Raw genomic sequence first — 23,068 nt, 5'->3', positions numbered from 1 at the left:
AAATGATATTTTTGGTATGGCAATTGCTCTTTGTGGCAAACGCTTACAAATTAATTTAACGAACATGAAATTAAATCTATTTAAATCTTTACCGGTAGCATTGGCCGGTTTGTTTATCGGAACTGCCGCTTCTGCACAGGAGCCAGCTTCCCCAACAACAAAATTCAGAACCTGGTCTATTGGTGTAAATGCTGGTGCCTTAACACCACTTTCTCCCCTAGGTGGTAAAAATGATTTTAGCAATAACAAAACTAGTTTTGGTTATGGCCTTTACATTAAAAAACAATTTACACCTTATTTCTCGTTACGTTTAGACGGAGTTAGAGGTAAATTAAAAGGTGATAATACAGAGCCTTACGAAAGTGGCTTAGTGAACAGTTCTTCGGTTCAGGCTTTTGATACCCAATTAGAATATTCGGGTAGTTTAAATGCCGTTGTTAACATGTTTAACATCGATATGTTCAAGAAAGAGAATGCTTTACAACTGTATACATCTGTTGGAGCAGGTTTAGCTGGTTACAAACCTACAATTACAACAGCAAACGGAACTTCATTATATGCAGGCGATAAAACCATTAGCGAATTAATCATTCCGGTTGGTCTTGGAGCTAAATTTAAAATTTCTGATGCTGTAAACTTCGATTTAGGCTGGACAATCAACTTTGTTGATGGCGATAATTTAGATGGTTTTTACAAAGGTGGCAATGATAAATATAACTATGCTTATGCTGGGTTAGAATTTGCATTAGGAAGTGGCAAACAATTGGCTTTCCATAATCCGGTAGCTTTAACTTATGATGAAGCCTTAAAAGCTAAACAAGCTGCTGACGCTTTAAAAGGTGATCTTGATGCTCAAAAAGCAGAGAACGCTAAATTACGTTCAGAAATGGCTGATCTATTAAAAGATAGCGATGGTGACGGTGTTGCAGATAAATTGGATAAATGTCCTGATACTCCATCTGGTACAGTAGTAGATGGTTCAGGATGTCCATTAGTTGCGCCAAAACCTCAGGTAACAATCATTACTGAAGAAGATCGTAAAGTGGTTAGCGAAGCGATTAAAAACTTAGAATTCGATTTAGGTAAAGCTACTATTCGTTCTAAATCTTTTGCTTCTTTAAATAGAGTAGCTGCGTTACTAGTTCAGAAAAACTTCAGCTTAAAATTAGCTGGTCACACAGATAACACTGGTTCTAAAGAATTAAACTTACGTTTATCTAAAGAGAGAGCAGAATCTGTTAAAGCTTATTTAGTATCTCAAGGTGCAAATGCATCACGTATTGAGGCTACAGGTTACGGAATGGGTCAGCCAATTGCAACAAACAAAACTGCAGCAGGTCGTCAGAAAAACCGTCGTGTAGAATTCACACTTTACTAGTCGATTTTAAAAAATAATTGAAAGCTCCCGATGAAAATCGGGAGCTTTTTTCGTTAAGCTACATGCCTAAATTTGAAATGTTCTCCCGAACCAATCGAAGGATTTGTCGAAATGTCCTTAAAGGTGTTTCAACAAGCTGTCGCTGATTATATAAATAGTATTAATTGATTAAAAAAGTCACCTATAGTGATTTTTATGATAGATTAGACTTCAGCATGACAGCAAATAGGATACAGCGAACGCTATAGCCAATAATAAGGCGAAACAACTGTTCTTCTTTCAGGTCTTAAACCGGCATGGGCAATTTTCAGAATGGCACGGACTTACCCCGACCACTGACTTCAACAGTAAAACCGCGCAGGTTATCATGAATGCAAGTAAAATACAAATGCGATATGATAATTGCAAGCCGACAACTTTGCTTCTTTGGTTGCCCAAAGACGAACGTCTGTCCGGCCAGGACAAGAATAACATCGAAATTGTATAACCTTAGGGCTTAAAACCTCTTTATTGTTCCTTCCTGTAGTGGAGAATATTAGTTCAGTCTAATAATGATCAATTCAATTACTTCTCTATTTCTTTAATCGTTTTTTTGATGTTATTCAAGTCGTTCATACCAAAATTCGGCGATTGAAAAGAGAACATCTGGTAGATCAATAATCCATCTTTGCTATCGTAAATACTGATGATTTTATCGTTAGAACGTTTGGTATAAACTAAATATTTGATGTTTGAGCCTTTCTTTAAAATAAGGCTATCCAGAACCTCATTATTTACAAACTTAAACTTGTATCTATATCGATCTTCATCAGGTGTTTGTTCTAAAGCAACAGGTTGCGAAGAAAAAACCTCTCTAACATATTCAGGAATGTATAATGTTTCTTCTACTAATTCCGGAACTCTTTTTTTATTGTAAAACTGATAATCCAGGGTTCGGGTTTGCCGCATTACAAGTCCATCATTAATCTGTTTTAAATAGCCGCTAAGTAAACCTGCCGACCAGTTTAAAAATTTAGAGTGATTGTATAACATCCCCAATTGTTTAGATTTTACCGCCCTTTTTGATCCTCCTTGCTCTGTAACCCATGCAATTTGTAAATGGCTAACCGCATCTGGAAACAGGGTGATGGTTGCTAAGGTGGTCTCCTGCATTTGCTTAGGTTTATCTGTTGGAGAGATCATTTTAAGCCCATAAACGAGATTTTGATTTATAATTGTATCAACCTGGTCGGTGTAGGTGTCAAGGTAAAAAAATGAATAGGCTGCTGAGTTCTGATAATTAACCAACTCTTCAGGCTTTATGATTTTGTAGGGAGTGATGGTCCAGCTGTTCTTTATGGCTTGCTCAAACTGATCAATTTCTTTGTAGTCTGCATAAGGTAGCGTAAAAAGCGTAGTCGTTTTCTTAAAAGCTTCAAGCTTATCAGCAACAAGGGGCACATTTCCAAAGTATGATGTTTGTGCCATCCCGCTAAAAGCCAATAGCATGGCCAAATTAATGAGTAGTAGTTTTTTGATTAATAGCATAATTCTTTAGGTCTGATTTATGTCTGCCTATAATAAGAATCTTTTGACAATTATTTTGATATTTTCTATTGCAATAACAAAATACATTTGTTAGCTTTGTTATGCAAGCATAATAAATTTATGAAATGAAACAACAGCAAACATTAGATTACCATATCAAATTTGCATGGCAGAACATGTTTAATAAGTATAATCAAATGGCCGCCAGTTTTGGAATTACCCAGGCAATTGGCTATATGTTAATTAATATTAACGATGAGGAAGGTACTGCTGTTTCTAACCTGGCTGGCTTACTTGGCGTAAAGGCAACAAGCCTGTCTCGGATGCTGAATAATATGGAAGAGGCAAAATTGATTTACCGGGAGACATCGGTTGGAGATAAACGTTCCGTAAAAGTTTTCCTCACCGATTTTGGTAAGGAAAAGAAACAACTGGCTAAGGGTGTTGTTCGAAAATTTAATGAGTATCTCGATGAACATTTTTCTAAAAAGGAGAAGGAAACGTTCATTAATCTGTTAATAAAATTAAATGATATAACTGTAGCATATACTGTTGATTAATAATTATGAAACGAAGCATTAATAAAGTTGCTGTTCTGGGATCAGGTATTATGGGTTCGCGTATTGCATGCCACTTCGCCAACATTGGTGTAGAGGTTTTGCTGTTGGATATTGCCCCTAAAGAACTTACAGCCGAAGAGCAGGCAAAAGGATTAACTCTTGATCAGCCTACGGTTAAGAATCGAATTGTAAATACCGCACTACAAACGGCCATAAAAACAAATCCATCGCCGGTATATTCAAAAAAGGTGGTAAATAAAATTAAAACAGGAAATTTCGATGATGACATGTCGAAAATTGCTGCTTTTGATTGGGTGATCGAAGTAGTCGTTGAGAATCTCGACATTAAGAAAAAAGTTTTTGAACAGGTGGAGGAATTCCGTAAACCCGGAACGTTGATTACCTCAAACACATCCGGCATTCCTATTCACCTCATGGCTGAAGGTAGAAGTGAAGATTTCAAAGCAAACTTCTGCGGAACGCACTTTTTCAATCCGCCTCGTTATTTAAAATTGCTCGAAGTTATCCCAACGCCACATACCAAACCAGAAATTGTTGATTTCTTAATGCATTATGGCGATAAGTTTTTAGGTAAAACGACTGTTTTATGTAAAGATACACCAGCGTTTATTGCAAACCGGGTAGGTGTATATTCTATTATGGCTTTACTACATCTGGTAGAAAAGCTGGATTTAACAGTAGAAGAAGTTGATAAATTTACCGGGCCTGCTTTGGGCAGACCAAAATCGGCTACTTTCCGTACCTCCGATGTGGTAGGGTTAGATACCATGATTAAGGTTGCAAAAGGACTTTATGATAATTGTCCGGAAGATAAAGCACACGAATTATTTAAACTTCCAGCCTATGTGCAAAAAATGGAAGAAAATAAATGGCTGGGTGATAAAACCAAGCAAGGCTTTTATAAAAAGACAAAGACACCGGAAGGTAAAACAGAAATTCTTGCGCTTGATTTAAAAACATTAGAATATAAACCACAGCAGAAAGTAAAATCGGCAACCTTAGAAATGACAAAGCCTGTTGAGAATCTTCAGGAACGGATGAAGATTTTTGCTCAAGGAAAAGATAAGGCTGGGGAGTTATTTCGCCATTCTTCGTTTGGCTTATTTGAATATGTTTCTGATAGAATTCCAGAAATTTCGGATGAATTATACCGTATCGATGATGCCATGCGTGCAGGTTTTGGATGGGAATTAGGTCCTTTCGAACTTTGGGATGCTGTAGGCGTGAAAGAAGCAATAGCGGGAATGGAGCAATACGGCAATAAAGCTGCGGCTTGGGTTCATGAAATGCTGGATGCCGGAAACACTTCATTCTATAAAGTAGAAAGTGGGATTAAAAAATATTATGATATTCCAACCAAGTCTTATAAAGCCTTACCAGGAACAGATGATTTTATCATTTTAGATAACATTCGCGAAAATAAAACCCTTTGGAAAAACTCGGGTGTATCCATTATTGATTTAGGCGATGGCATTTTAAACGTAGAATTCCACACCAAAATGAATACTATTGGCGGCGATGTCATTTCTGGAATTAATAAGGCCATTGATATGGCTGAGAAAGATTACCGAGGTTTAGTGATTGGTAATGATGGTGCAAACTTCTCTGCAGGAGCCAACGTAGGTATGATTTTTATGATGGCGGTAGAGCAGGAATGGGATGAACTGAACATGGCTATTCGCATGTTCCAGAACACTTCCATGCGCATCCGTTATTCATCTATTCCGGTAGTAGTGGCGCCGCATAACCTCACCTTGGGTGGAGGTTGCGAATTTAGCTTGCATGCAGATCATGTTCAGTTATCTGCAGAAACTTATATGGGCCTCGTAGAATTTGGAGTTGGCGTGATTCCAGGTGGCGGCGGTACAAAAGAGTTTGCTTTACGTGCATCTGATGAATATAAAGATGATCAGATTGTTCAGAATGCCTTAAAAGAGCGCTTTTTAACCATTGGAATGGCAAAAGTTTCCACTTCAGGTTACGAGGCTTATGAATTAGGATACTTGCAGAAAGATAAATTTTCCATCTCCATGAACCGGAATCGCCTGTTGGCCGATGCAAAAGCAAAGGCTCTTGAGCTGGCAGATGCTGGCTATACCAAACCTGTACAACGAACAGATATTAAGGTTCTGGGAAAACAAGGTTTAGGAATTGTTTATGCCGGTGCAAATAGCATGTACGCCGGACATTACATTTCTGAACATGATAAAAAAATCTCTGAGAAATTAGGTTATGTAATGTGCGGAGGTGATTTATCGGCTCCAACAGAAGTAAGCGAACAATATTTATTGGATTTGGAACGAGAAGCTTTTTTATCACTCGCAGGAGAACGTAAGAGTTTGGAACGTATTCAAAGTATTATAACAAAAGGGAAACCGTTGAGGAATTAAGTAGATGAAGGAATAAAGAGCAAGGAATAAAGAGTAAGGAACAAGGAACAAAGAGTAAGGCGCAAAGAAGTTGGAGTGATTATAAGGAAAAAAATAAAAAAGTGGAGACAAAATAGATAAGTAAAATGCACAATTTTAGACAATTGCAAATTTGGAAAGAAGGCATGAGTATTGCCAAGTCTACATATGTATTGATTAATGATTTGCCTTCTATAGAAAAATTTGGATTAATATCTCAAATTTCAAGGTGTGCAGTTTCTGTTCCATCAAATATTGCTGAGGGTTCATCCAGGTCTTCAAACAAGGAATTTGCTCATTTCTTGTCCATTGCATTAGGCTCCTTATTTGAACTTGAAACACAGATCTTGCTTTCTGCTGATTTAGGTTTTCTTGCTCCTGAGAATATAGAAGTATTATTAAAGGAAATTATTCAACTACAAAAGAAAATATCAACGTTTAAGAAAACACTTATTTAATAAAATAGGTTGGGGAGCCAGATCTTTAATCTTTGTTCCTTAATCCTTAATCATAACTAAATGGAAGCATATATTATAGCCGGATATCGTACAGCAGTAGGTAAAGCACCTCGTGGCGTATTCCGTTTTACAAGAGCTGATGATTTGGCCGCAGAAGTGATCCGTGCTTTGGTGGCTTCGGTTCCTAACTTAGATAAAGAACAAATTGATGATGTAATTGTCGGCAATGCCACTCCAGAGGCAGAACAAGGCTTAAATATTGGACGGATGATTTCACTGATGGGCTTAGATACTGAAAAAGTACCTGGCGTTACCGTGAATCGTTATTGTGCATCCGGACTAGATACCATCGCAACTGCCGTTGCCAAAATCAAGGCAGGCATGGCAGATTGTATCATAGCAGGTGGGGTGGAAGTAATGAGTGGAATGCCTTTTGGAGGCTGGAAGCTGGTTCCGAATGCTGAAGTGGCTAAAAATAATCCAGATTGGTATTGGGGAATGGGCTTAACTGCAGAAGCCGTAGCCAAAGAATACAATGTTAGCCGTGAAGATCAGGATGCATTTGCCCTTCACTCTCATGAGAAAGCTATTCATGCCATTAAAAATGGTCATCTGAAAGATGGTATTTTACCAATTACGGTAAATGAAAATTATCTTGACGATAACCTGAAAAAGAAAACGCGTTCTTATGTAGTAGATACCGACGAAGGACCTCGTGCTGATACTACATTAGACAAATTAGCCAAATTGAAGCCTGTTTTTGATGCGGTGGGTAGTGTAACTGCTGGTAATTCTTCACAAACATCAGATGGTGCGGCATTTGTTTTGGTGGTTTCTGAAAAGAAAATGAAAGAATTGAATGCAGAACCAATTGCTAGATTAGTAAGCTATAGCGTTGCAGGCGTTCCACCAAGAATTATGGGTATCGGACCAATTGAAGCCATTCCGAAAGCACTAAAACAGGCTGGATTGAATCAGAATGATATTGATTTAATCGAATTGAACGAAGCCTTCTCTTCTCAATCTTTAGCCGTGATCAGAACGTTGGATTTAAATCCGGATATCATTAATGTAAACGGTGGCGCAATTGCTTTGGGTCATCCGCTGGGTTGTACGGGTGCAAAACTTACGGTGCAGATCATGAATGAATTGAAGAGACAAGACAAAAAATATGGAATGGTAACCATGTGTGTGGGAACCGGACAAGGTGCAGCGGGGATTTTTGAATTGTTGTAAAGTAGTATCGAGATATGAGTATTAAGTATCAAGAGTGAATGACGAGAGGAAATAAATCATCCTTATAAGAATTCATCCCAGATATTTTACACAAATCTTAACTATAATATATGCACAATTTTAAAGATTTAAAAGTCTGGCAGAAATCTATTGAGCTAGCTGTTGAAGTTTACCAAGCCGCATCGCTTTTACCAAGTGATGAGAGATTTGGATTGATTTCTCAAATGAAAAGATGTTCGGTTTCGATATCATCAAACATTGCTGAAGGCTCTGGAAGATCAAGTAAAGCTCAATTCAAATATTTTTTAAATATAAGTCAGGGCTCTGCTTTTGAACTAGAGACACAATTAATTATTTCAAATAAGCTAATGTTGCTAAAAGATGAACTAGCCGAAAATTTGATTGAAAAAACAATGCAAATACAAAAAATGATTTATGCTTTGGATAGGAGTATTAAGACATGAATATTAAGTATTGAGATTATAGTATAAAGATACCTATTTGAACCTTGTCCTAATACCCTATACTTGCTACCAAATACAAATGCTGCGATTTCAATTTTCTAACAAAATTCTGATACCAGAGACTAAATATTAACACTAGTTGGCTTCCGGTTTTAAGCCCGTCTTGATACCAGATACTCACTACTAGATACTATAAAAATGGAAAAAAACACAATTAAAGGCGGCGAATTCTTAATTAAAGAAACCGTTTATCAGGATGTATTTATTCCTGAAGAATTTGATGAAGAGCAACAAATGATTGCGCAAACTTGTCGCGATTTCCTGGAGGCTGAAGTATATCCCAATCTGGATAAAATCGATAAACAGGAAGATCCGGAATTAATGCCTACGCTATTGACTAAAGCCGGAGAATTAGGTATTCTTGGAGTTTCGGTGCCTGAAGAATATGGTGGTTTCGGAAAAAACTTCAATACCTCCATGTTAGTGGCTGATGTAATGGGTGCAGGTCACTCTTTTGCTGTGGCCCTTTCAGCACATACCGGAATTGGAACGCTACCAATTTTATATTATGGTAATGAAGCACAAAAGGCAAAATACATTCCGAAGTTAGGATCTGGTGAATGGAAGGCTGCGTATTGCTTAACCGAGCCAAATTCTGGTTCAGATGCAAATTCTGGCAAAACAAAAGCAACATTGACTGAAGATGGTAAACATTATATCATCAACGGACAAAAAATGTGGATTACCAATGGTGGTTTTGCAGATATTTTTATCGTGTTTGCTAAAATAGGTGATGATAAAAACTTAACCGCTTTTATTGTGGAGAAGGATTTTGGAGGCATAACCATGAATCCGGAAGAACATAAGATGGGAATTAAAGGCTCGTCGACGCGTCAGGTGTTCTTTAACGACTGCGCTGTGCCTGTAGAGAACATGTTAAGCGATCGAGAAAACGGATTTAAAATTGCGGTGAACATCTTAAACATTGGCCGGATTAAATTATCTGCTGCAGCAATTGGAGCCTCAAAGGCAACTTTAAGTACAGCCATTAATTATTCAAATGAGCGGAGTCAGTTTGGTCGCCCGATTTCGAAATATGGTGCCATCCGTTTTAAGATTGCAGAGATTGCGGCTAAACTTTATGCGGTTGATGCAGCGAATTACAGGGCCGGACAGAATATAGATGATACTTATGATCAGCTCGTAGCCAGCGGCATGGAATCTGGAAAAGCCAGACTAAAATCAGTAGAACAGTTCGCTGTGGAATGCGCCATTTTAAAAGTTTGGGGATCTGAAGCTTTAGATTATACTGTTGATGAAGGCGTTCAGATTTATGGTGGAATGGGCTTCAGTGCTGATGCGCCAATGGATAGGGCTTATCGTGATGCACGGATCAATAGAATTTTCGAAGGAACAAATGAAATTAATCGTTTGCTTACGGTTGATATGATGTTGAAACGGGCCATGAAAGGCGAATTAGATTTAATGGGCCCCGCTACAGCAGTGGCAGCAGAATTAATGAGCATTCCAGATTTTGGAGAAGAAGATACCACCCTATTTGCTGCGGAGAAAAAAGTGCTTGCTAATCTTAAAAAAGCAACGCTGATGGTTGCAGGTGCCGCAGTTCAAAAACTGATGATGACGCTAAGCAAGGAGCAGGAAATTTTAATGAATATTGCAGACATGGCTGGTTATGTCTATGTTTTGGAATCAGCTTTGTTAAGAACGGAGAAATTAGTCGCTACAAAAGGAGAGGCAGCGACAAATGTTCAGTTAGATTTATTACGCATCTACTTGGTAGAAGCTGTTGATGGTATAGCCAAAGCAGGTAAAGAAGCACTCTGGGCTTTTGCAGAAGGTGATGAACAGCGCATGATGCTGGTTGGTTTGCGCAGGTTTACCAAAGTAGAGCCATTTAATGTAAAAGATGCCCGCCAAAGGGTAGCACAAGAATTGATAGAAGCCAATAAATATATTTTTTAAGGTAGAGGGTGAAGGGTTTAAAGGTTTAAGGTTCGGGTGCATAATACTTGAATCTTAAACTTTTTTTTGTTTTTTTAATTCAGCTGAATAGTTAAAACAGTCGATCGATTAAAATTAATTGCGAATAGGAATTCGAAACTCTATTTTTGGAAATGATTAAAATTAAACACCTTGCACTTTTTCTGGTACTTATTACTACTGCAATCTCTTCATGTAAAAAGGATGAAGATCCGGATAAGCAGATTACCGATTTTATTGCCAAAAATAATATCTCTGCAACCAAAGATGCTTCTGGTTTATATTATCAAATCATTAAGCCAGGTAGCGGAAGTTTTACTTATCCTGCTAATACGAGTATCACGATCAAATACGAAGGAAGATTATTGGATGGAACTGTGTTCGACAATGGGGGTGGCAAGGAACAAACCTTTATTCTTGCACAATTAATCCAGGGTTGGAGAATCGGAATTCCAAAAATTCAAAAAGGTGGTGAAATCAGATTAATTATCCCTCCAGGACTTGGTTATGGAAGCAGTGCTACCGGACCGATTCCAGGTAATTCTGTGCTTGATTTTAATATTCAACTTTCTAATACGCAATAAGCTTAGAGGGCAAAGCTAAAAGCTCGGACATAAACGATCAAGTGGTGAGATGGACAAGTCCAATACAAAACAGTTATAAAGTATGCCAAACCATAACGTATTTAGTATTATCCAATTTTTGTCTAATCTACTTTCACTTTTTGGCTTTCAGCTTTAGTCTTTTAGCTTTTTGTTAAAATTGGTTAAAAATTGGAGCATCCGTATTAAAAGCTTATTTTTGCCAATGATGCTTAAATTTAAATATTTTATACTGTTGTTTTTTATAGCTGGATGCTTTGCTGCCTGCAAAAAGGATGAAGCGTTCGAAGCTTATGATCCTGCACCTCAGTTTATGGCAGATACCGCTGCAATTAGAACGTTTATCAGAACTAACAACATACCGAATGTAGTTAAAGATCCATCTGGTCTTTTTTATCAGATCATTCAACCAGGGGCAGGAAGTATTAACTATACTGCTAATACTCAAATTACAGCTGACTACGAAGGTAAACTACTAAATGGAGTTGTCTTTGACAGTTCAAAAGGTACGCCTATAACTTTTTCCTTAGGCCGGGTAATCACCGGATGGCAAATAGGTATTCAAAAAATTCAAAAAGGAGGAAAAATCAGGTTGATTATTCCTTCATTATATGGTTATGGAAATGTAGCTCAAGGGGCAAGTATTCCGGCTAATTCTATCTTAGATTTTAATATCACACTTACAGAAGTACAATAATTAATGAACAAATTTACCAAAATTAGCCTTTGCCTGTGTTTATTGGCTACAGTACTTTTTAGCGCCTGCGAAAAAGAATATGATTCGATCGAAACGATCGATGCGGCGGCTATACAGTCCTATATTACAAAAAATAATCTTACAAATGCTATGATTCAGGATCCTGAAAAAACAGGATTTTACTATCAAGTTTTAAATCAAGGGACAGGTACTTTATTTAAAAACTCAGATTCAGTATTATATGATATTACCATTAAATCTTTAAATAATGGTACAACTTATTCGCAGTCTCCAGTGAATGGTAATTTAGGTACTTATGTGGGTTATAGCACAGCAGTTTTGTCAACTTATAGCTTTCCTGCGATTAGGACATCCATCCTGGCTTTAAATCCGGGAGGCTCTGCAAGAATTCTTATGCCATCTAATTTAGCCTTTGGTAAAAATGGGTTTAATGCTATTCCTTCAAATGAGAATATTGATATCGTTGTTAAAACATATCCTTTCAGGAAACAATGGCTTTTTGATGAATTTAAAATCGAAAATTTCTTGACGTCTAAAGGATTATTGGCTGTAAAAGATCCATCTCGGGTACGTTATGTTGTGAGTAATGTAGGTACTGGTACAGATGTAATTACAAGCACAAGTACTTTGGTAATAAAATATACTGGCAGGTTTCTAGATGGAACATCTTTTGATTCGAATACAGATGGAACTTATTCAACTACACTATCACAAGTAATACCTGGCTGGGACATTCTGAAAAATTTTAAGGCTGGAACAAAGGTGAGAATTTTAATCCCTTCAGATTTAGGCTATGGTAAATCTGGTAGTTTAAATTCATCAGGTACACCTGACGGTAGAATTCCTGCGAATGCAGTTCTTGATTTCGATATTGAAATTGTTAGCGTTACGAATTAGCCAACGCTTCCTTAAAAACTTTTAAAATCCTTTCTCTTGCAAATTTATGCTCAACTATTGGTTGGGCATATTTTTTGGTATCAAACTCCGGCACCCACTTTTTAATATATTCAAATTTAGGATCGAATCGCTTGGTTTGTAATTCGGGATTAAAAACCCTGAAGTAAGGTGCGGCATCGTTTCCCGAACCAGCGGCCCACTGCCATCCGCCAACATTGCTGGCCATTTCATAATCAAGCAATTTACTGGCAAAATAAGCTTCACCCCAACGCCAGTCGATTAAAAGGTGTTTTGATAAAAAACTTGCCGTTACCATGCGTACACGATTGTGCATCCAGCCAATTTCATTCAGCTGTCGCATGCCTGCATCAACAAGAGGATATCCTGTATTCCCTTCACACCAGGCTTTAAATTCCTTTTCATCGTTACGCCACTTAGTCTTGTCGTATTGTTTCTTGAAAGAATCAAAAGCAGCATAAGGGAAATGCCATAGAATCATCATATAAAATTCTCTCCAGGCCAATTCTGAGAGCCAGACATTTGATTTCGCGTCAATTGCATCTTTTGTAACCTTGCGGATGCTGATGGTTCCAAAACGCAGATGTAAACCAATACGGGTAGTTCCGGGTAGCGCAGGGAAATCGCGTTCCTTTGCATAGCTATCAAGCTTATCTTTATAGCTAATTTTAGGGAATTCAAGTTTACTCACTTCGAATCCCATTTCCTTTAATGAAGGCAAAGGCAGGTGTTTGATTTTTAAAAAGTTCTTAAAATACTTTTTAGTTGGATAAGCCTTAAGATAAAAATCATTCAATTTGGCTTGCCATTGCTTAAAAAAAGGAGTGAAGACTGTGTAAGGGGTTTTGTCTGCCTTTAAAATTTCTCCTTTTTCAAAAATAACCTGGTCTTTAAAAGTTTTAAATTCAATCTTTTCACTTCTTAAAAACTCAGCCATGTTATCATCACGTTCACGCGCGTACGGCTCGTAATCATGGTTGGTATAAACCGCTGCAACTTCATAATCTTTTAATATTTCCGGCCATACCGATTCTGGCTTTCCGTATTTAACCAGTACATCAGACCCCTGTTTTTGAAGTACTGTTTTTAAATCCTCAATAGTTTGATAAATAAAGGTAATCCGGGCATCATCAACCGCTAACTTATCCAGAATATTCTGATCAAAAATGAAAAGTGGTAAAACAGGATTTTCACCTTTTAATGCGTGATATAATGCGGCATTATCTTCCAGGCGTAAATCACGGCGGAACCAGAAAATACTAATAGTTTTTTTCATTTTTGATTTATAAGGATATTATAGCTGGTTTACTTCTGATATAGATCTGCCAAAGCATCATCCAAATGTGTGAATTTAAATTTGAAACCCGTATCTAAAATTTTCTGAGCTGACGTATTATTACTCATTAAAACTGCTTCTGCTCTTTCGCCCATTACAAGTTCTATTGCTTTTCTCGGTACTTTAATAGGCCAAACAGGGCGATTCAAGTGTTTGGCTATAGCCTTTGTTAAGCCTTCGTTGGTTACCGGGAATGGTGCACAGGCGTTGTAGCTGCTCTCCAAGCCAGAATTTTCCAAGGCATAAATGTACATTCCAACCATATCATCAATATGAAGCCATGGTGTCCATTGCTTTCCGGAGCCGATGGGTGCGCCAACAAATAACCTTACCGATTTATCCAATTGAGGCAATGCACCGCCATCATTGCTGAAAACTATCCCTGTACGAAGCTTAACCACACGCAAGCTTAATTTTTTTCCTTGATCAACGGCGTCTTCCCAAAGTTTGCAGCATTCTGCCAGAAAACCGTAACCATTCGGACTTTCTTCAGTCAAAATTTCTTCGCCACAATCGCCATAGAAACCTACTGCAGAGGCAGAAATGAAAGATTTAACCTGGTGTTCAGGCTTAAGCTTTAGAGCTTTAAAAAGTAATTCTGTAGATTGTACGCGACTGTCGATAATTTGCTTTTTACGTTCATCAGTCCATTTTTTTTCGGCTACTGGTTCTCCAGCCAAATGGATGATTGCATCAACACCATTTAAACAATTAGCATCAATTTCTCCTTTATAAACATCCCAAACAAAGTTACCTGGGTCGCTGCTTTTTTTACGGGATAGCGTATTTATTTCATGTCCCTCGTTTAGTAACCGTTTTTTAAGTTCAGTTCCAACAAGTCCCGTAGCTCCTGTAATCAGAATCTTTTTTGCCATCTTTTTTAAACACTAAAGAAGCAAAAGGGTTTTTGTTAAAGACTAAAGACTAAAGACTAAAGACTAAAGACTAAAGACTAAACGAGCGAACTATCTCCCAATTGGTTATCCGATGAATATTGCCACCTTGCAGATATTCATCGGATGATCATTGGCAATGTATTACAAACCAGAAATAACCTTATTTTTGGGTGCCTTAATAGAATAACTCAACTTAATTATTTTGGTTTCATTAGGTGCAATTTTTAATTGCCAGTTAAGTATCCCCGTTTCCTTATTAACTTCGGCCCCTGAACTTTCTAATAATTCAATTTCGATATCGCTTTCGGTTGATAGAGGATATTGATCTTTTAGTGATAAATCAATCGGTTCTTTTTTGGTATTCCTGATTTTGATCAGGTAGATAAACAATTGTTTTTTGTTAGACCCTATTAGTTTAGTACTGCTAAAATCTTCTTGCTTTTCTTTCGTAATGATAATTTTTTTATCCTTACCCATGCTTAAACTCAGGGTATCCATAATGTTGGCCGGGTTGATGTAAGATTTGCCAGTGTATGTTCCTTCGAAGATGATATTTGCATTTCCAGCCTGGAGATTTAATTTTTCCCAATCAAGAACATCAGCCAGTAAATAGGCATCCGTGCTTAATTTTGGTGCAGCATAATATTTGTATTTCGCTGGTACTTCATATTCTTTAAATGAAACGGTGTGTGGTTTGTTGTCGCTATTTACATCATATGGGATATTGATATCAAAAGTTACACCCAGTTGAGTTTCGTTAACAGCGGTATAATTATCAATGGTGGAAGGTGCAGGCATTTCTTTTCTTTTGAGGCTGTTCGTTCCCCTTACTACAACCACTTCATTAAGGTTATTATTGGCAACATCCATGCCTGCTACCCGACCCATCAGCGCTTTTTGTACCTGAAGGTAGGTAGATACAAACCATGGGTTTAAGGTAGGTGCTGTAATATTATAATTTGGGTTCCCAGTGGATAAGGAAAGTTTCACTTTTTTCCAGTCTAATCCTGTATTTTGAGTTATTGCAGCTTTATAGATAATGTTAAGTGGCTTATTTGTACTGGTAGATTTAATGTCGTAGCTAGCTATCCAATTCGCATTGGGGGTAACATATGATAGGTTGTAATCGGCATTAATATCAGATTTAGCCATCAATTGTAAAACCAATTGACCAAGCTGCTGATTAGGGTGATTTCTTAATTCTGTAATTTGTAGTTGTAAGGCATTTAATTTTTGATTTTGTTTATCTTCTATAATGCTTAATGCCGCTATGGCATCTCTCACTTCAGCATTTTTTGTTCGGTAATATTCAGCTAGCTTAATTAAATCAGTAACATTTGTGCCTGAAGCGGTGCCGCCCGATTTTCTATTTTCATCTAACAAAACCAATGTTTGTTCCTCAATGGTTTTCGAATTCCTGGTTTTAACCAAATTGGCTGTCATTAATTTAACGCTATCCGTTAGTTTTTTAATTTCAGGATTTGCGGCTTCGGTATTCAGGAAATCCCGGTTAAACTGAACCGATAAAATGGTTACTTCCGAAGAAACGCTCACCTGAATAGAGCTTTCGTTCACCCGGCCGGAGATATTATTAATTACAATTTCAGATGTTCCGGCGGGAAGATTGACTTTACCCGAGTGTGTGAGTTGCGCTCCATTATTATACACCGTTACACTTTCTAAATTTGCTTTGGTTTTAATTTGCTGCTGCGCGAAAACGCTTAACGGCAATAATATTGTGATGAGAATTCGTTTCATTCTTTAATTTTTTGGATGTGTTGGATTAGATATTTAAGTTCAAGATGAATGATTTCTCAATATTCCATAAGGCTTAATTTATATTGTTTACGGTGTGTAAAGAATTTTGCAGGTTTTTGATGCCAAATAAAAATAAGATAAATTTGTAGACAGTCTCTTAAATCCCTTTTCCGATAAAGATGTCCAAAAAAATTTTAGTATGGTTTAGAAATGATCTCCGTTTGCACGACAATGAAATGTTGGTGGAGGCGATTGCTAAGTCAGATTCAATTTTACCGATTTATATTTTAGATCCCCGTCAATTTGCGGAAACAAAGTATGGTACGTTAAAAACGGGGAGCATCAGGGCTCAGTTTTTATTGGAAAGTGTAGTGGGGTTGAGGAACGCTTTCAAACAAATTGGAGGTAACCTGTTAATTGCAACCGGAAGCCCGGAAGAGATTATTCCTCAGCTTATTCAGGAATATGAAATTACTGAAGTCTATCATCACCGCGAGGTAGCCAGGGAAGAAACACATGTATCTGCTTTGGTAGAAAATGCACTCTGGAAATTACGGGTAAATCTGAAACACTTTATCGGGCATACCTTATATAATAAAGAGGATTTACCTTTTCCTATTAAGGATATTCCAGATGCTTTTAATCAATTCAAGAAGAAAATAGAGCGGGATTCCATTATAAAACCATGTTTTCCGGCTCCAGATCGTATTAATGTTGCTGAGGTGATTGATTGGGGAACCTTACCCTCACTGGAAGAATTAAATCTCGTTCCTCAGCAAAAAGATGAAAGATCAGACTTTGAATTTTTAGGTGGCGAAGCGGAAGGTTTAGTGCATTTGCAGAAGGTAATTATTGCAATGCAGCAGGCCGCTACTACTAAAAATCTGATTCTGGTTTCTAAACTTTCTGCCTGGTTGGCGATGGGCTGTCTTTCGCCTCGGAAAGTGTATTGGGAAATTAAGAAAATGGAAGGCATGCCCAATACAAAGGCCATGTTTAACCACATTTTACTAGGTTTGCTCTGGCGCGATTACTTCCGTTTTATGTTTAAAAAATATGGAAACACTTTTTTCCATCCCGATGGCTTTGGTAGCCAGGGTTTAGTGGATATAGAAAACGAACAGGAAAATTTCAGTAAATGGAAGGCCGGGCAGACCGGATTTGCTGTGGTGGATGCGGTGATGACAGAATTAAATCAAACGGGATTTATATCAAATATTGCCCGTCAGACGGCTGCATTATACCTGGTAAATAATTTAGAAGTAAGCTGGATTTTTGGTGCGGCCTATTTCGAAGAAAAACTGATTGATTATAACCCGGCAAGCACTTGGGGGAATTGGGCGAATATTGCAGGCGTTGGAAATGATCAAAAATCTAAAAACGTGTTTGATATGGATAAGAATATCAAAAATCTGGATCCGAAAGGAAATTATGCCTTAATCTGGGCTTCGTAATAGAGTGATTGCATTGATATAAGTGAATGGGTTTCTTAGATACTATCATTTACTCATTCAAACACTTCCTCATTCAATAATGCTCCAATTCATCAAATCTATCATTCAATCCTTAATTACTGGCCTGTGTTTTGCTTTAACGTTTAAGCAAATGTTTTCGCTCTTTAGGTGGCAAAGATTTGTGTTGAATGTCAGAATGTTTCTAAATATATTTTTTTCTTCAATTAATCCAGTTTTTTACCATTTATATAAGGTAAAATTCTAATTTTGTAATGCTTATAGTAAACAGTAAATAATGGATAGTTTATCTTATCTCAACGGCGAAAATGCCGAATATGTAGATTCTTTATATCAGTCGTATCAGCAAGATCCTGAATCTGTTGAATTCGGTTGGCAAAAGTTTTTTGAAGGTTTTGATTTCGGAAGAGGTTCTGAGGGGAATGCATCGACTGTAGAAACTCCGGAAGAATTTTTAAAAGAGGTTAGTGTTTTAAATTTGATTGATGGTTATAGAAGCCGCGGTCACTTGTTTACACATACCAATCCGGTTCGGGAAAGACGCAAGCACTTGCCAACTTTAGACCTTTCTAACTTCGGCCTATCTGATGCCGATTTAGAAACTGTTTTTAATTCTGGCGTAGAGATTGGAATTGGTGCAGCAAAGTTGAAGGATATTGTTGCTTTCTTAAAACAAACTTACACCAGTTCTATTGGTGCAGAATTTAAGTTTTTGCGTACTCCAGAGGTTTTAAACTGGATTCAGGGCAAAATGGAAAGTTCCCGAAATACGCCTAACTTCTCTATCGATGAGAAAAAGCGGATTCTTAGAAAATTAAATGAAGCGGTAAGTTTTGAAAATTTTCTGGGAACGAAATTCTTAGGTCAGAAACGTTTTTCTTTAGAAGGCGCGGAGGCATTAATTCCGGCATTAGATTCAGTGATCGAAAAAGGTGCTGATCTTGGGATTGAAGAATTTGTGATCGGTATGGCACATCGTGGCCGTTTAAACGTACTGGCTAACATCATGCAAAAAACTTATAAAGATATTTTTGCTGAGTTTGAAGGTAAAAGCTATAATCCTGATACCCCATTTGGTGGCGATGTAAAATACCACTTAGGTTATTCTACTGATGTAACCACTGTTGCAGGGAAAAATGTTCACTTAAGCCTTTGTCCTAATCCATCCCACCTGGAAACAGTTGATGGCGTGGTTGAAGGAATGAGCCGTTCAAAAATTGATTTTAAATATGGTGGCGATAACAGTCGTTTAGCTCCTATTTTAATTCATGGCGATGCTTCTGTTGCGGGTCAGGGAATTGTTTATGAAGTGATTCAGATGGCAGGACTTGAGGGTTATAAAACCGGTGGAACCATCCACCTGGTAATTAATAACCAGATCGGTTTTACCACCAATTATAAAGATGCACGTACGAGTACTTATTGTACGGACATTGCGAAGGTAACTTTATCTCCGGTATTTCACGTTAATGGTGATGATCCGGAAGCGTTGGTTTATGCAATTAATCTGGCTATGGAATATCGCCAGAAATATAAAAATGATGTTTTCATCGATATTTTATGTTACCGTCGTTTCGGCCATAATGAATCTGATGAACCAAAATTCACTCAGCCATTATTGTACAAAACAATTGAAAAACACCCTAATCCAAGGGAAATCTATATCGAGCAATTAACCAAAGAAGGTAAATTGGAAGCAGGACTGGCAAAAGAAATGGAAAAAGATTTCCGTAGTATTTTACAGGAGCGCTTAAACGAAGCGAAAGATTTTGTAGCGAGTAAGGATGAAGTTAAATTTGGTGGTGCCTGGGCAGATTTGCGAATGGCTACTCCAAAAGATTTTGAAACCTCTCCGGTAACGGCTGTTAAAAAATCTACTTTACTGGAAATAGGTAAACGCATTACCACTTTACCATCAGATAAAAAGTTCTTCAAGAAAATCGAAAAGTTATTTGTTGAGCGTACTAAAATGGTCAATGATACCAACATTTTCGATTGGGCAATGGGCGAGCAACTGGCTTATGGTACTTTGTTATCAGAAGGCAAAAGAATTCGTTTAAGCGGTCAGGATGTAGAACGTGGTACTTTCTCTCACCGTCATGCTGTTTTAACACTGGAAGATAGTGAGGAAGAATACGTGCCATTAGCAAACATTTCTGAGCAACAAGCACCATTTGATATTTACAATTCGCATTTATCTGAGTATGGCGTTTTAGGCTTTGAGTATGGTTATGCCATGGCTAATCCTAATGCTTTAACCATTTGGGAAGCTCAATTTGGCGATTTCTTTAACGGTGCACAAATTGTTGTGGATCAGTATATCGCAAGTGCAGAAACGAAATGGCAACGTGAAAACGGTTTGGTTATGTTGTTGCCTCACGGTTATGAAGGTCAGGGACCAGAGCACTCTTCAGCACGTATTGAACGTTTTATGGAGCTTTGTGCAGATTATAACATGCAGGTTGTAAATTGTTCAACGCCTGCTAACTTCTTCCACGTATTGCGCCGTCAGTTCAAACGCGATTTCCGTAAGCCTTTAGTCGTATTTACTCCAAAAAGCTTGTTACGTCATCCGGCTTGTGTTTCTAAATTAGAAGAGTTTACAGAAGGTGGCTTTAAAGAAGTAATTGATGATGTAAACGTTAAGGTTGATGAGGTTACACGGATTGTTTTCTGTAGTGGCAAAATTTATTATGAACTATTAGAGAAACAACAGTCAGACCAGGTGAAACATGTTGCTGTTGTAAGGGTAGAGCAATTGTATCCAACTCCGGTTGATCAGATGGAAGCAATTAAAGCCAAATATAAAAACGCTAATGAAATTTTTTGGGTACAGGAAGAGCCAGAAAATATGGGAGCATGGCCTTATTTATTCCGCAAGTTGTACAAAACTGGCTTAAAAGGTATTGATGTAATTTCGAGAAAAGAAAGCAGCAGTACGGCAACAGGTTTTGCAAAACAACATGCCAACCAACAAGCTTATATCTTAGCTAAAGCATTAGAAGTTTCCATTAAAGAAGAGGAAGTTAAAGATGCGACTAAGAAAGCAAGTAAGAAATTAGCAGAAGCAGACTAAGGTTAAAGGGTATAAGGTTGAAGGTTGTAAGCGTAAAACATTCCAACTTTTCATCTTTAAAAACATTATAAGTACAAAAAAATTACAATTTTAAAAATATGAGTTTAGAGATCAAAGTTCCACCAGTTGGTGAGTCGATAACGGAAGTTGTTTTATCACAATGGTTAAAAAAAGATGGCGATGTTGTTGAAATGGACGAAGTGATTGCTGAGTTAGAATCAGACAAAGCTACTTTTGAATTAACCGCAGAGCAAGCTGGAACTTTAAGAACCATAGCCGCTGAAGGCGATACATTAGCCATTGGTGCAGTAGTTTGTAATATTGAAGATGGTGGCGCAGCTGCTAGTCCTAAGGCTGAAGCCCCAAGTTCACAATCGGATGCACAGGCACCAGCTGCTGTAGCTGAGGCCCCAAAATCTAAAGATACGGAGTCTTCAACGAAAGACTCTTATGCAACTGGCACACCTTCTCCTGCTGCAGGAAAAATTCTTGCTGAAAAAGGAGTTGAGGCTAATGCTGTAAAAGGAACTGGTATTGATGGACGCATTACGAAAGATGATGCGGTTAAGGCTGAAAGTGGAAAGACTAAAACTGAAAGTCCTAAAGCTGCACCTGCTCCTGTTGCCGCAGCTCCGGCTGGTGCACGTTCTGAGCGTCGTGAAAAAATGTCTCCATTGCGTAAAACTGTTGCCAAACGTTTAGTAACAGTTAAAAATGAAACGGCGATGTTAACCACTTTTAATGAGGTTAATATGAAGCCAATTATGGATTTACGTGGTAAATACAAAGATTCTTTTAAAGAAAAATATGGTGTTGGTTTAGGTTTCATGAGTTTCTTTACTAAAGCGGTAACTGAAGCTTTAAAAGATTTCCCAGCTGTTAATGCCCGTATTGATGGTGAAGAGGTTGTTTACAATAACTTTGCCGATATATCTATTGCCGTTTCTGCGCCGAAAGGTTTAGTGGTTCCGGTAATTCGTAATGCAGAAAGCATGAGTTTAGCAGAAATTGAAAAATCTGTTTTGGCTTTGGCTTTAAAGGCGCGTGATGGTAAATTAACTATCGAAGAAATGACTGGAGGAACTTTCACGATCACTAACGGTGGTGTGTTTGGTTCTATGATGTCTACACCGATTATCAATGCTCCTCAATCGGCTATTTTAGGTATGCACAATATTATTGAGCGCCCGATTGCTGAAAAAGGTGAGGTTGTAATTCGTCCGATGATGTACGTTGCTTTATCTTATGACCATAGAATTATTGATGGCCGCGAATCTGTGGGTTTCTTAGTTCGTGTTAAACAATTATTAGAAGATCCAGCTAGATTATTATTGGGTGTTTAATCCCTAAATCCCCTAAAGGGGACTTTGATATACGAGGAGCCTCCGATTGAAAATCGGAGGCTTTTTTGTTGACGCAACCGGACTTTAATACACCTTCCAGTATTAGTCGTCTTTAAGGGTGGCCATGAACGGTCGTGCTTTGGGAGGAGGTATGGGCGGAAGAATCTCTTAAATGAGATCACCTATAATTGTGTGCAGATCGGTCTTGCCACAAGTCTAAAAGTGCTTCATACGCATCTCCACTTAAACCCAGCAACTTTGCAAAAGCTGGTTCTGTTTTATAACCCTGCTTCTTTAAATCAATGATTTGTAACCGAAAGTCCTCACCCTTTTCGAACAATAACTGATGTTCTATCACCATGTGGCGATAGGCATTTTGTTTAGTAGCAGGGATATTTTGACCAAAGATTTCAACTTCAAAACCTTCTATAAGGAAATTTGCCTTTACTGCATTAAAAGTTTGGTTTTCTGAAACTGTAAAGCCACTCTCCTGCTGAAAATTATCCAACAAAACAGACTTTAATTCTTCCTTATCCCGAGCATAGCAAATAATGTCTAAATCGCTGCTTTCTATATCAATGTTGATTGGAATGGTTCCAACTAAAATAGGCTTAAATGCTGCCAGTTTCTCTAGTATCCTATGATTGGTTAAAATCTGATAAACGCTTTGTTGTTTTGAATTTCCAGATTTTAAGTAAGATGGATTTAGAAAATTTATCATTTTTATTAACTTTTTCCAGGATTTAGAATTGTAAGCTTTCTATGCTTTCCGATTAAAGCAGGAGATTGCCTTATAGCCCGCAGTGGCAAACATTTCCATACAAAAGCCCATTTCAGTAAAGAAACGGGCTTGTAATTATTTAAAGCTAAGTACTGTTTTTATAACATATTCTTAATTG

The 23,068-nt window shown here is 37.7% G+C and carries 18 protein-coding genes; 13 read left to right on the top strand and 5 right to left on the bottom strand.

Annotated features, from left to right (window positions below; genetic code table 11):
* Positions 1 to 64: 64 nt before the first annotated feature.
* The gene (locus SOM16_RS01525) at positions 65 to 1,378 is read left to right on the top strand and encodes a DUF6089 family protein (protein ID WP_320462218.1); all 1,314 of its coding nucleotides are present in this window, start codon (positions 65 to 67) and stop codon (positions 1,376 to 1,378) included.
* A gap of 564 nt (positions 1,379 to 1,942) precedes the next feature.
* Here SOM16_RS01525 and SOM16_RS01520 read toward each other — a convergent pair.
* On the bottom strand, positions 1,943 to 2,905 hold the full coding sequence (locus SOM16_RS01520; protein ID WP_320462217.1) for a hypothetical protein: 963 nt from the start codon (positions 2,903 to 2,905) through the stop codon (positions 1,943 to 1,945).
* A gap of 125 nt (positions 2,906 to 3,030) precedes the next feature.
* Between SOM16_RS01520 and SOM16_RS01515 the strand changes: the two genes are divergently transcribed.
* The 9 genes from SOM16_RS01515 to SOM16_RS01475 all read left to right on the top strand — a co-directional run bounded on the left by SOM16_RS01515 (position 3,031) and on the right by SOM16_RS01475 (position 12,270).
* Positions 3,031 to 3,465: a MarR family winged helix-turn-helix transcriptional regulator gene (locus tag SOM16_RS01515; RefSeq protein ID WP_320462216.1), complete on the top strand. Its 435-nt coding sequence runs from the start codon at positions 3,031 to 3,033 to the stop codon at positions 3,463 to 3,465.
* A gap of 5 nt (positions 3,466 to 3,470) precedes the next feature.
* A complete protein-coding gene (locus SOM16_RS01510) occupies positions 3,471 to 5,876 on the top strand; it encodes a 3-hydroxyacyl-CoA dehydrogenase/enoyl-CoA hydratase family protein (RefSeq protein WP_320462215.1) in 2,406 nt (801 codons plus the stop codon).
* Positions 5,877 to 6,001: 125 nt separating this feature from the next.
* Positions 6,002 to 6,352, top strand: a complete 351-nt coding sequence (locus SOM16_RS01505) for a four helix bundle protein (protein ID WP_320462214.1) — start codon at positions 6,002 to 6,004, stop codon at positions 6,350 to 6,352.
* A gap of 60 nt (positions 6,353 to 6,412) precedes the next feature.
* Positions 6,413 to 7,588: an acetyl-CoA C-acyltransferase gene (locus SOM16_RS01500; RefSeq protein WP_320462213.1), complete on the top strand. Its 1,176-nt coding sequence runs from the start codon at positions 6,413 to 6,415 to the stop codon at positions 7,586 to 7,588.
* A gap of 110 nt (positions 7,589 to 7,698) precedes the next feature.
* The gene (locus tag SOM16_RS01495) at positions 7,699 to 8,052 is read left to right on the top strand and encodes a four helix bundle protein (RefSeq protein WP_320462212.1); all 354 of its coding nucleotides are present in this window, start codon (positions 7,699 to 7,701) and stop codon (positions 8,050 to 8,052) included.
* A gap of 198 nt (positions 8,053 to 8,250) precedes the next feature.
* Entirely contained in the window at positions 8,251 to 10,035 is a 1,785-nt protein-coding gene (locus SOM16_RS01490) for an acyl-CoA dehydrogenase family protein (RefSeq protein ID WP_320462211.1), read from the top strand.
* A 152-nt stretch (positions 10,036 to 10,187) separates the two neighbouring features.
* A complete protein-coding gene (locus SOM16_RS01485) occupies positions 10,188 to 10,637 on the top strand; it encodes an FKBP-type peptidyl-prolyl cis-trans isomerase (protein ID WP_320462210.1) in 450 nt (149 codons plus the stop codon).
* A 223-nt stretch (positions 10,638 to 10,860) separates the two neighbouring features.
* Positions 10,861 to 11,352, top strand: coding sequence for an FKBP-type peptidyl-prolyl cis-trans isomerase (locus tag SOM16_RS01480; RefSeq protein WP_320462209.1), 492 nt, complete (start codon positions 10,861 to 10,863; stop codon positions 11,350 to 11,352).
* Between the two features lie 3 nt (positions 11,353 to 11,355).
* Positions 11,356 to 12,270: an FKBP-type peptidyl-prolyl cis-trans isomerase gene (locus SOM16_RS01475; RefSeq protein ID WP_320462208.1), complete on the top strand. Its 915-nt coding sequence runs from the start codon at positions 11,356 to 11,358 to the stop codon at positions 12,268 to 12,270.
* Here SOM16_RS01475 and SOM16_RS01470 read toward each other — a convergent pair.
* The 3 genes from SOM16_RS01470 to SOM16_RS01460 form a co-directional block, all read right to left on the bottom strand.
* The gene (locus SOM16_RS01470; RefSeq protein ID WP_320462207.1) at positions 12,260 to 13,564 is read right to left on the bottom strand and encodes a deoxyribodipyrimidine photo-lyase; all 1,305 of its coding nucleotides are present in this window, start codon (positions 13,562 to 13,564) and stop codon (positions 12,260 to 12,262) included. The genes SOM16_RS01475 and SOM16_RS01470 overlap by 11 nt on opposite strands.
* Positions 13,565 to 13,593: 29 nt before the next feature.
* Complete coding sequence (locus SOM16_RS01465; RefSeq protein WP_320462206.1) at positions 13,594 to 14,499, bottom strand: TIGR01777 family oxidoreductase; 906 nt, start codon at positions 14,497 to 14,499, stop codon at positions 13,594 to 13,596.
* A gap of 162 nt (positions 14,500 to 14,661) precedes the next feature.
* A complete protein-coding gene (locus SOM16_RS01460) occupies positions 14,662 to 16,278 on the bottom strand; it encodes a DUF4139 domain-containing protein (protein WP_320462205.1) in 1,617 nt (538 codons plus the stop codon).
* Positions 16,279 to 16,457: 179 nt separating this feature from the next.
* On the opposite strand from SOM16_RS01460, the gene SOM16_RS01455 reads away from it, so the two are divergent.
* From SOM16_RS01455 to odhB, 3 genes are all read left to right on the top strand, one after another.
* A complete protein-coding gene (locus SOM16_RS01455) occupies positions 16,458 to 17,732 on the top strand; it encodes a DASH family cryptochrome (protein WP_320462204.1) in 1,275 nt (424 codons plus the stop codon).
* Between the two features lie 295 nt (positions 17,733 to 18,027).
* The gene (locus tag SOM16_RS01450) at positions 18,028 to 20,826 is read left to right on the top strand and encodes a 2-oxoglutarate dehydrogenase E1 component (RefSeq protein ID WP_320462203.1); all 2,799 of its coding nucleotides are present in this window, start codon (positions 18,028 to 18,030) and stop codon (positions 20,824 to 20,826) included.
* Between the two features lie 98 nt (positions 20,827 to 20,924).
* Positions 20,925 to 22,169, top strand: coding sequence for a 2-oxoglutarate dehydrogenase complex dihydrolipoyllysine-residue succinyltransferase (gene odhB / locus SOM16_RS01445; protein ID WP_320462202.1), 1,245 nt, complete (start codon positions 20,925 to 20,927; stop codon positions 22,167 to 22,169).
* Positions 22,170 to 22,347: 178 nt separating this feature from the next.
* Here odhB and SOM16_RS01440 read toward each other — a convergent pair whose 3' ends face one another.
* Positions 22,348 to 22,890: a DUF4269 domain-containing protein gene (locus SOM16_RS01440; protein ID WP_320462201.1), complete on the bottom strand. Its 543-nt coding sequence runs from the start codon at positions 22,888 to 22,890 to the stop codon at positions 22,348 to 22,350.
* Between the last annotated feature and the right edge of the window lie 178 nt (positions 22,891 to 23,068).

Origin of the sequence: Pedobacter sp. CFBP9032 (assembly GCF_034045265.1) — a bacterium.
Classification (GTDB): domain Bacteria; phylum Bacteroidota; class Bacteroidia; order Sphingobacteriales; family Sphingobacteriaceae; genus Pedobacter.
This window is presented reverse-complemented; position numbering and strand designations above follow the sequence as displayed.

Excerpts from the sequence above, each read along its gene's own strand:
- SOM16_RS01525 (WP_320462218.1), top strand. The coding sequence starts at position 65 with ATGAAATTAAATCTATTTAAATCTTTACCGGTAGCATTGGCCGGTTTG.
- SOM16_RS01515 (WP_320462216.1), top strand. The coding sequence starts at position 3,031 with ATGAAACAACAGCAAACATTAGATTACCATATCAAATTTGCATGGCAG.
- SOM16_RS01500 (WP_320462213.1), top strand. The coding sequence starts at position 6,413 with ATGGAAGCATATATTATAGCCGGATATCGTACAGCAGTAGGTAAAGCA.
- SOM16_RS01465 (WP_320462206.1), bottom strand. The coding sequence starts at position 14,499 with ATGGCAAAAAAGATTCTGATTACAGGAGCTACGGGACTTGTTGGAACT.
- SOM16_RS01475 (WP_320462208.1), top strand. The coding sequence starts at position 11,356 with ATGAACAAATTTACCAAAATTAGCCTTTGCCTGTGTTTATTGGCTACA.
- SOM16_RS01505 (WP_320462214.1), top strand. The coding sequence starts at position 6,002 with ATGCACAATTTTAGACAATTGCAAATTTGGAAAGAAGGCATGAGTATT.
- SOM16_RS01450 (WP_320462203.1), top strand. The coding sequence starts at position 18,028 with ATGGATAGTTTATCTTATCTCAACGGCGAAAATGCCGAATATGTAGAT.
- SOM16_RS01440 (WP_320462201.1), bottom strand. The coding sequence starts at position 22,890 with ATGATAAATTTTCTAAATCCATCTTACTTAAAATCTGGAAATTCAAAA.
- SOM16_RS01490 (WP_320462211.1), top strand. The coding sequence starts at position 8,251 with ATGGAAAAAAACACAATTAAAGGCGGCGAATTCTTAATTAAAGAAACC.
- SOM16_RS01495 (WP_320462212.1), top strand. The coding sequence starts at position 7,699 with ATGCACAATTTTAAAGATTTAAAAGTCTGGCAGAAATCTATTGAGCTA.
- SOM16_RS01520 (WP_320462217.1), bottom strand. The coding sequence starts at position 2,905 with ATGCTATTAATCAAAAAACTACTACTCATTAATTTGGCCATGCTATTG.
- odhB (WP_320462202.1), top strand. The coding sequence starts at position 20,925 with ATGAGTTTAGAGATCAAAGTTCCACCAGTTGGTGAGTCGATAACGGAA.
- SOM16_RS01485 (WP_320462210.1), top strand. The coding sequence starts at position 10,188 with ATGATTAAAATTAAACACCTTGCACTTTTTCTGGTACTTATTACTACT.
- SOM16_RS01460 (WP_320462205.1), bottom strand. The coding sequence starts at position 16,278 with ATGAAACGAATTCTCATCACAATATTATTGCCGTTAAGCGTTTTCGCG.
- SOM16_RS01470 (WP_320462207.1), bottom strand. The coding sequence starts at position 13,564 with ATGAAAAAAACTATTAGTATTTTCTGGTTCCGCCGTGATTTACGCCTG.
- SOM16_RS01510 (WP_320462215.1), top strand. The coding sequence starts at position 3,471 with ATGAAACGAAGCATTAATAAAGTTGCTGTTCTGGGATCAGGTATTATG.
- SOM16_RS01455 (WP_320462204.1), top strand. The coding sequence starts at position 16,458 with ATGTCCAAAAAAATTTTAGTATGGTTTAGAAATGATCTCCGTTTGCAC.
- SOM16_RS01480 (WP_320462209.1), top strand. The coding sequence starts at position 10,861 with ATGATGCTTAAATTTAAATATTTTATACTGTTGTTTTTTATAGCTGGA.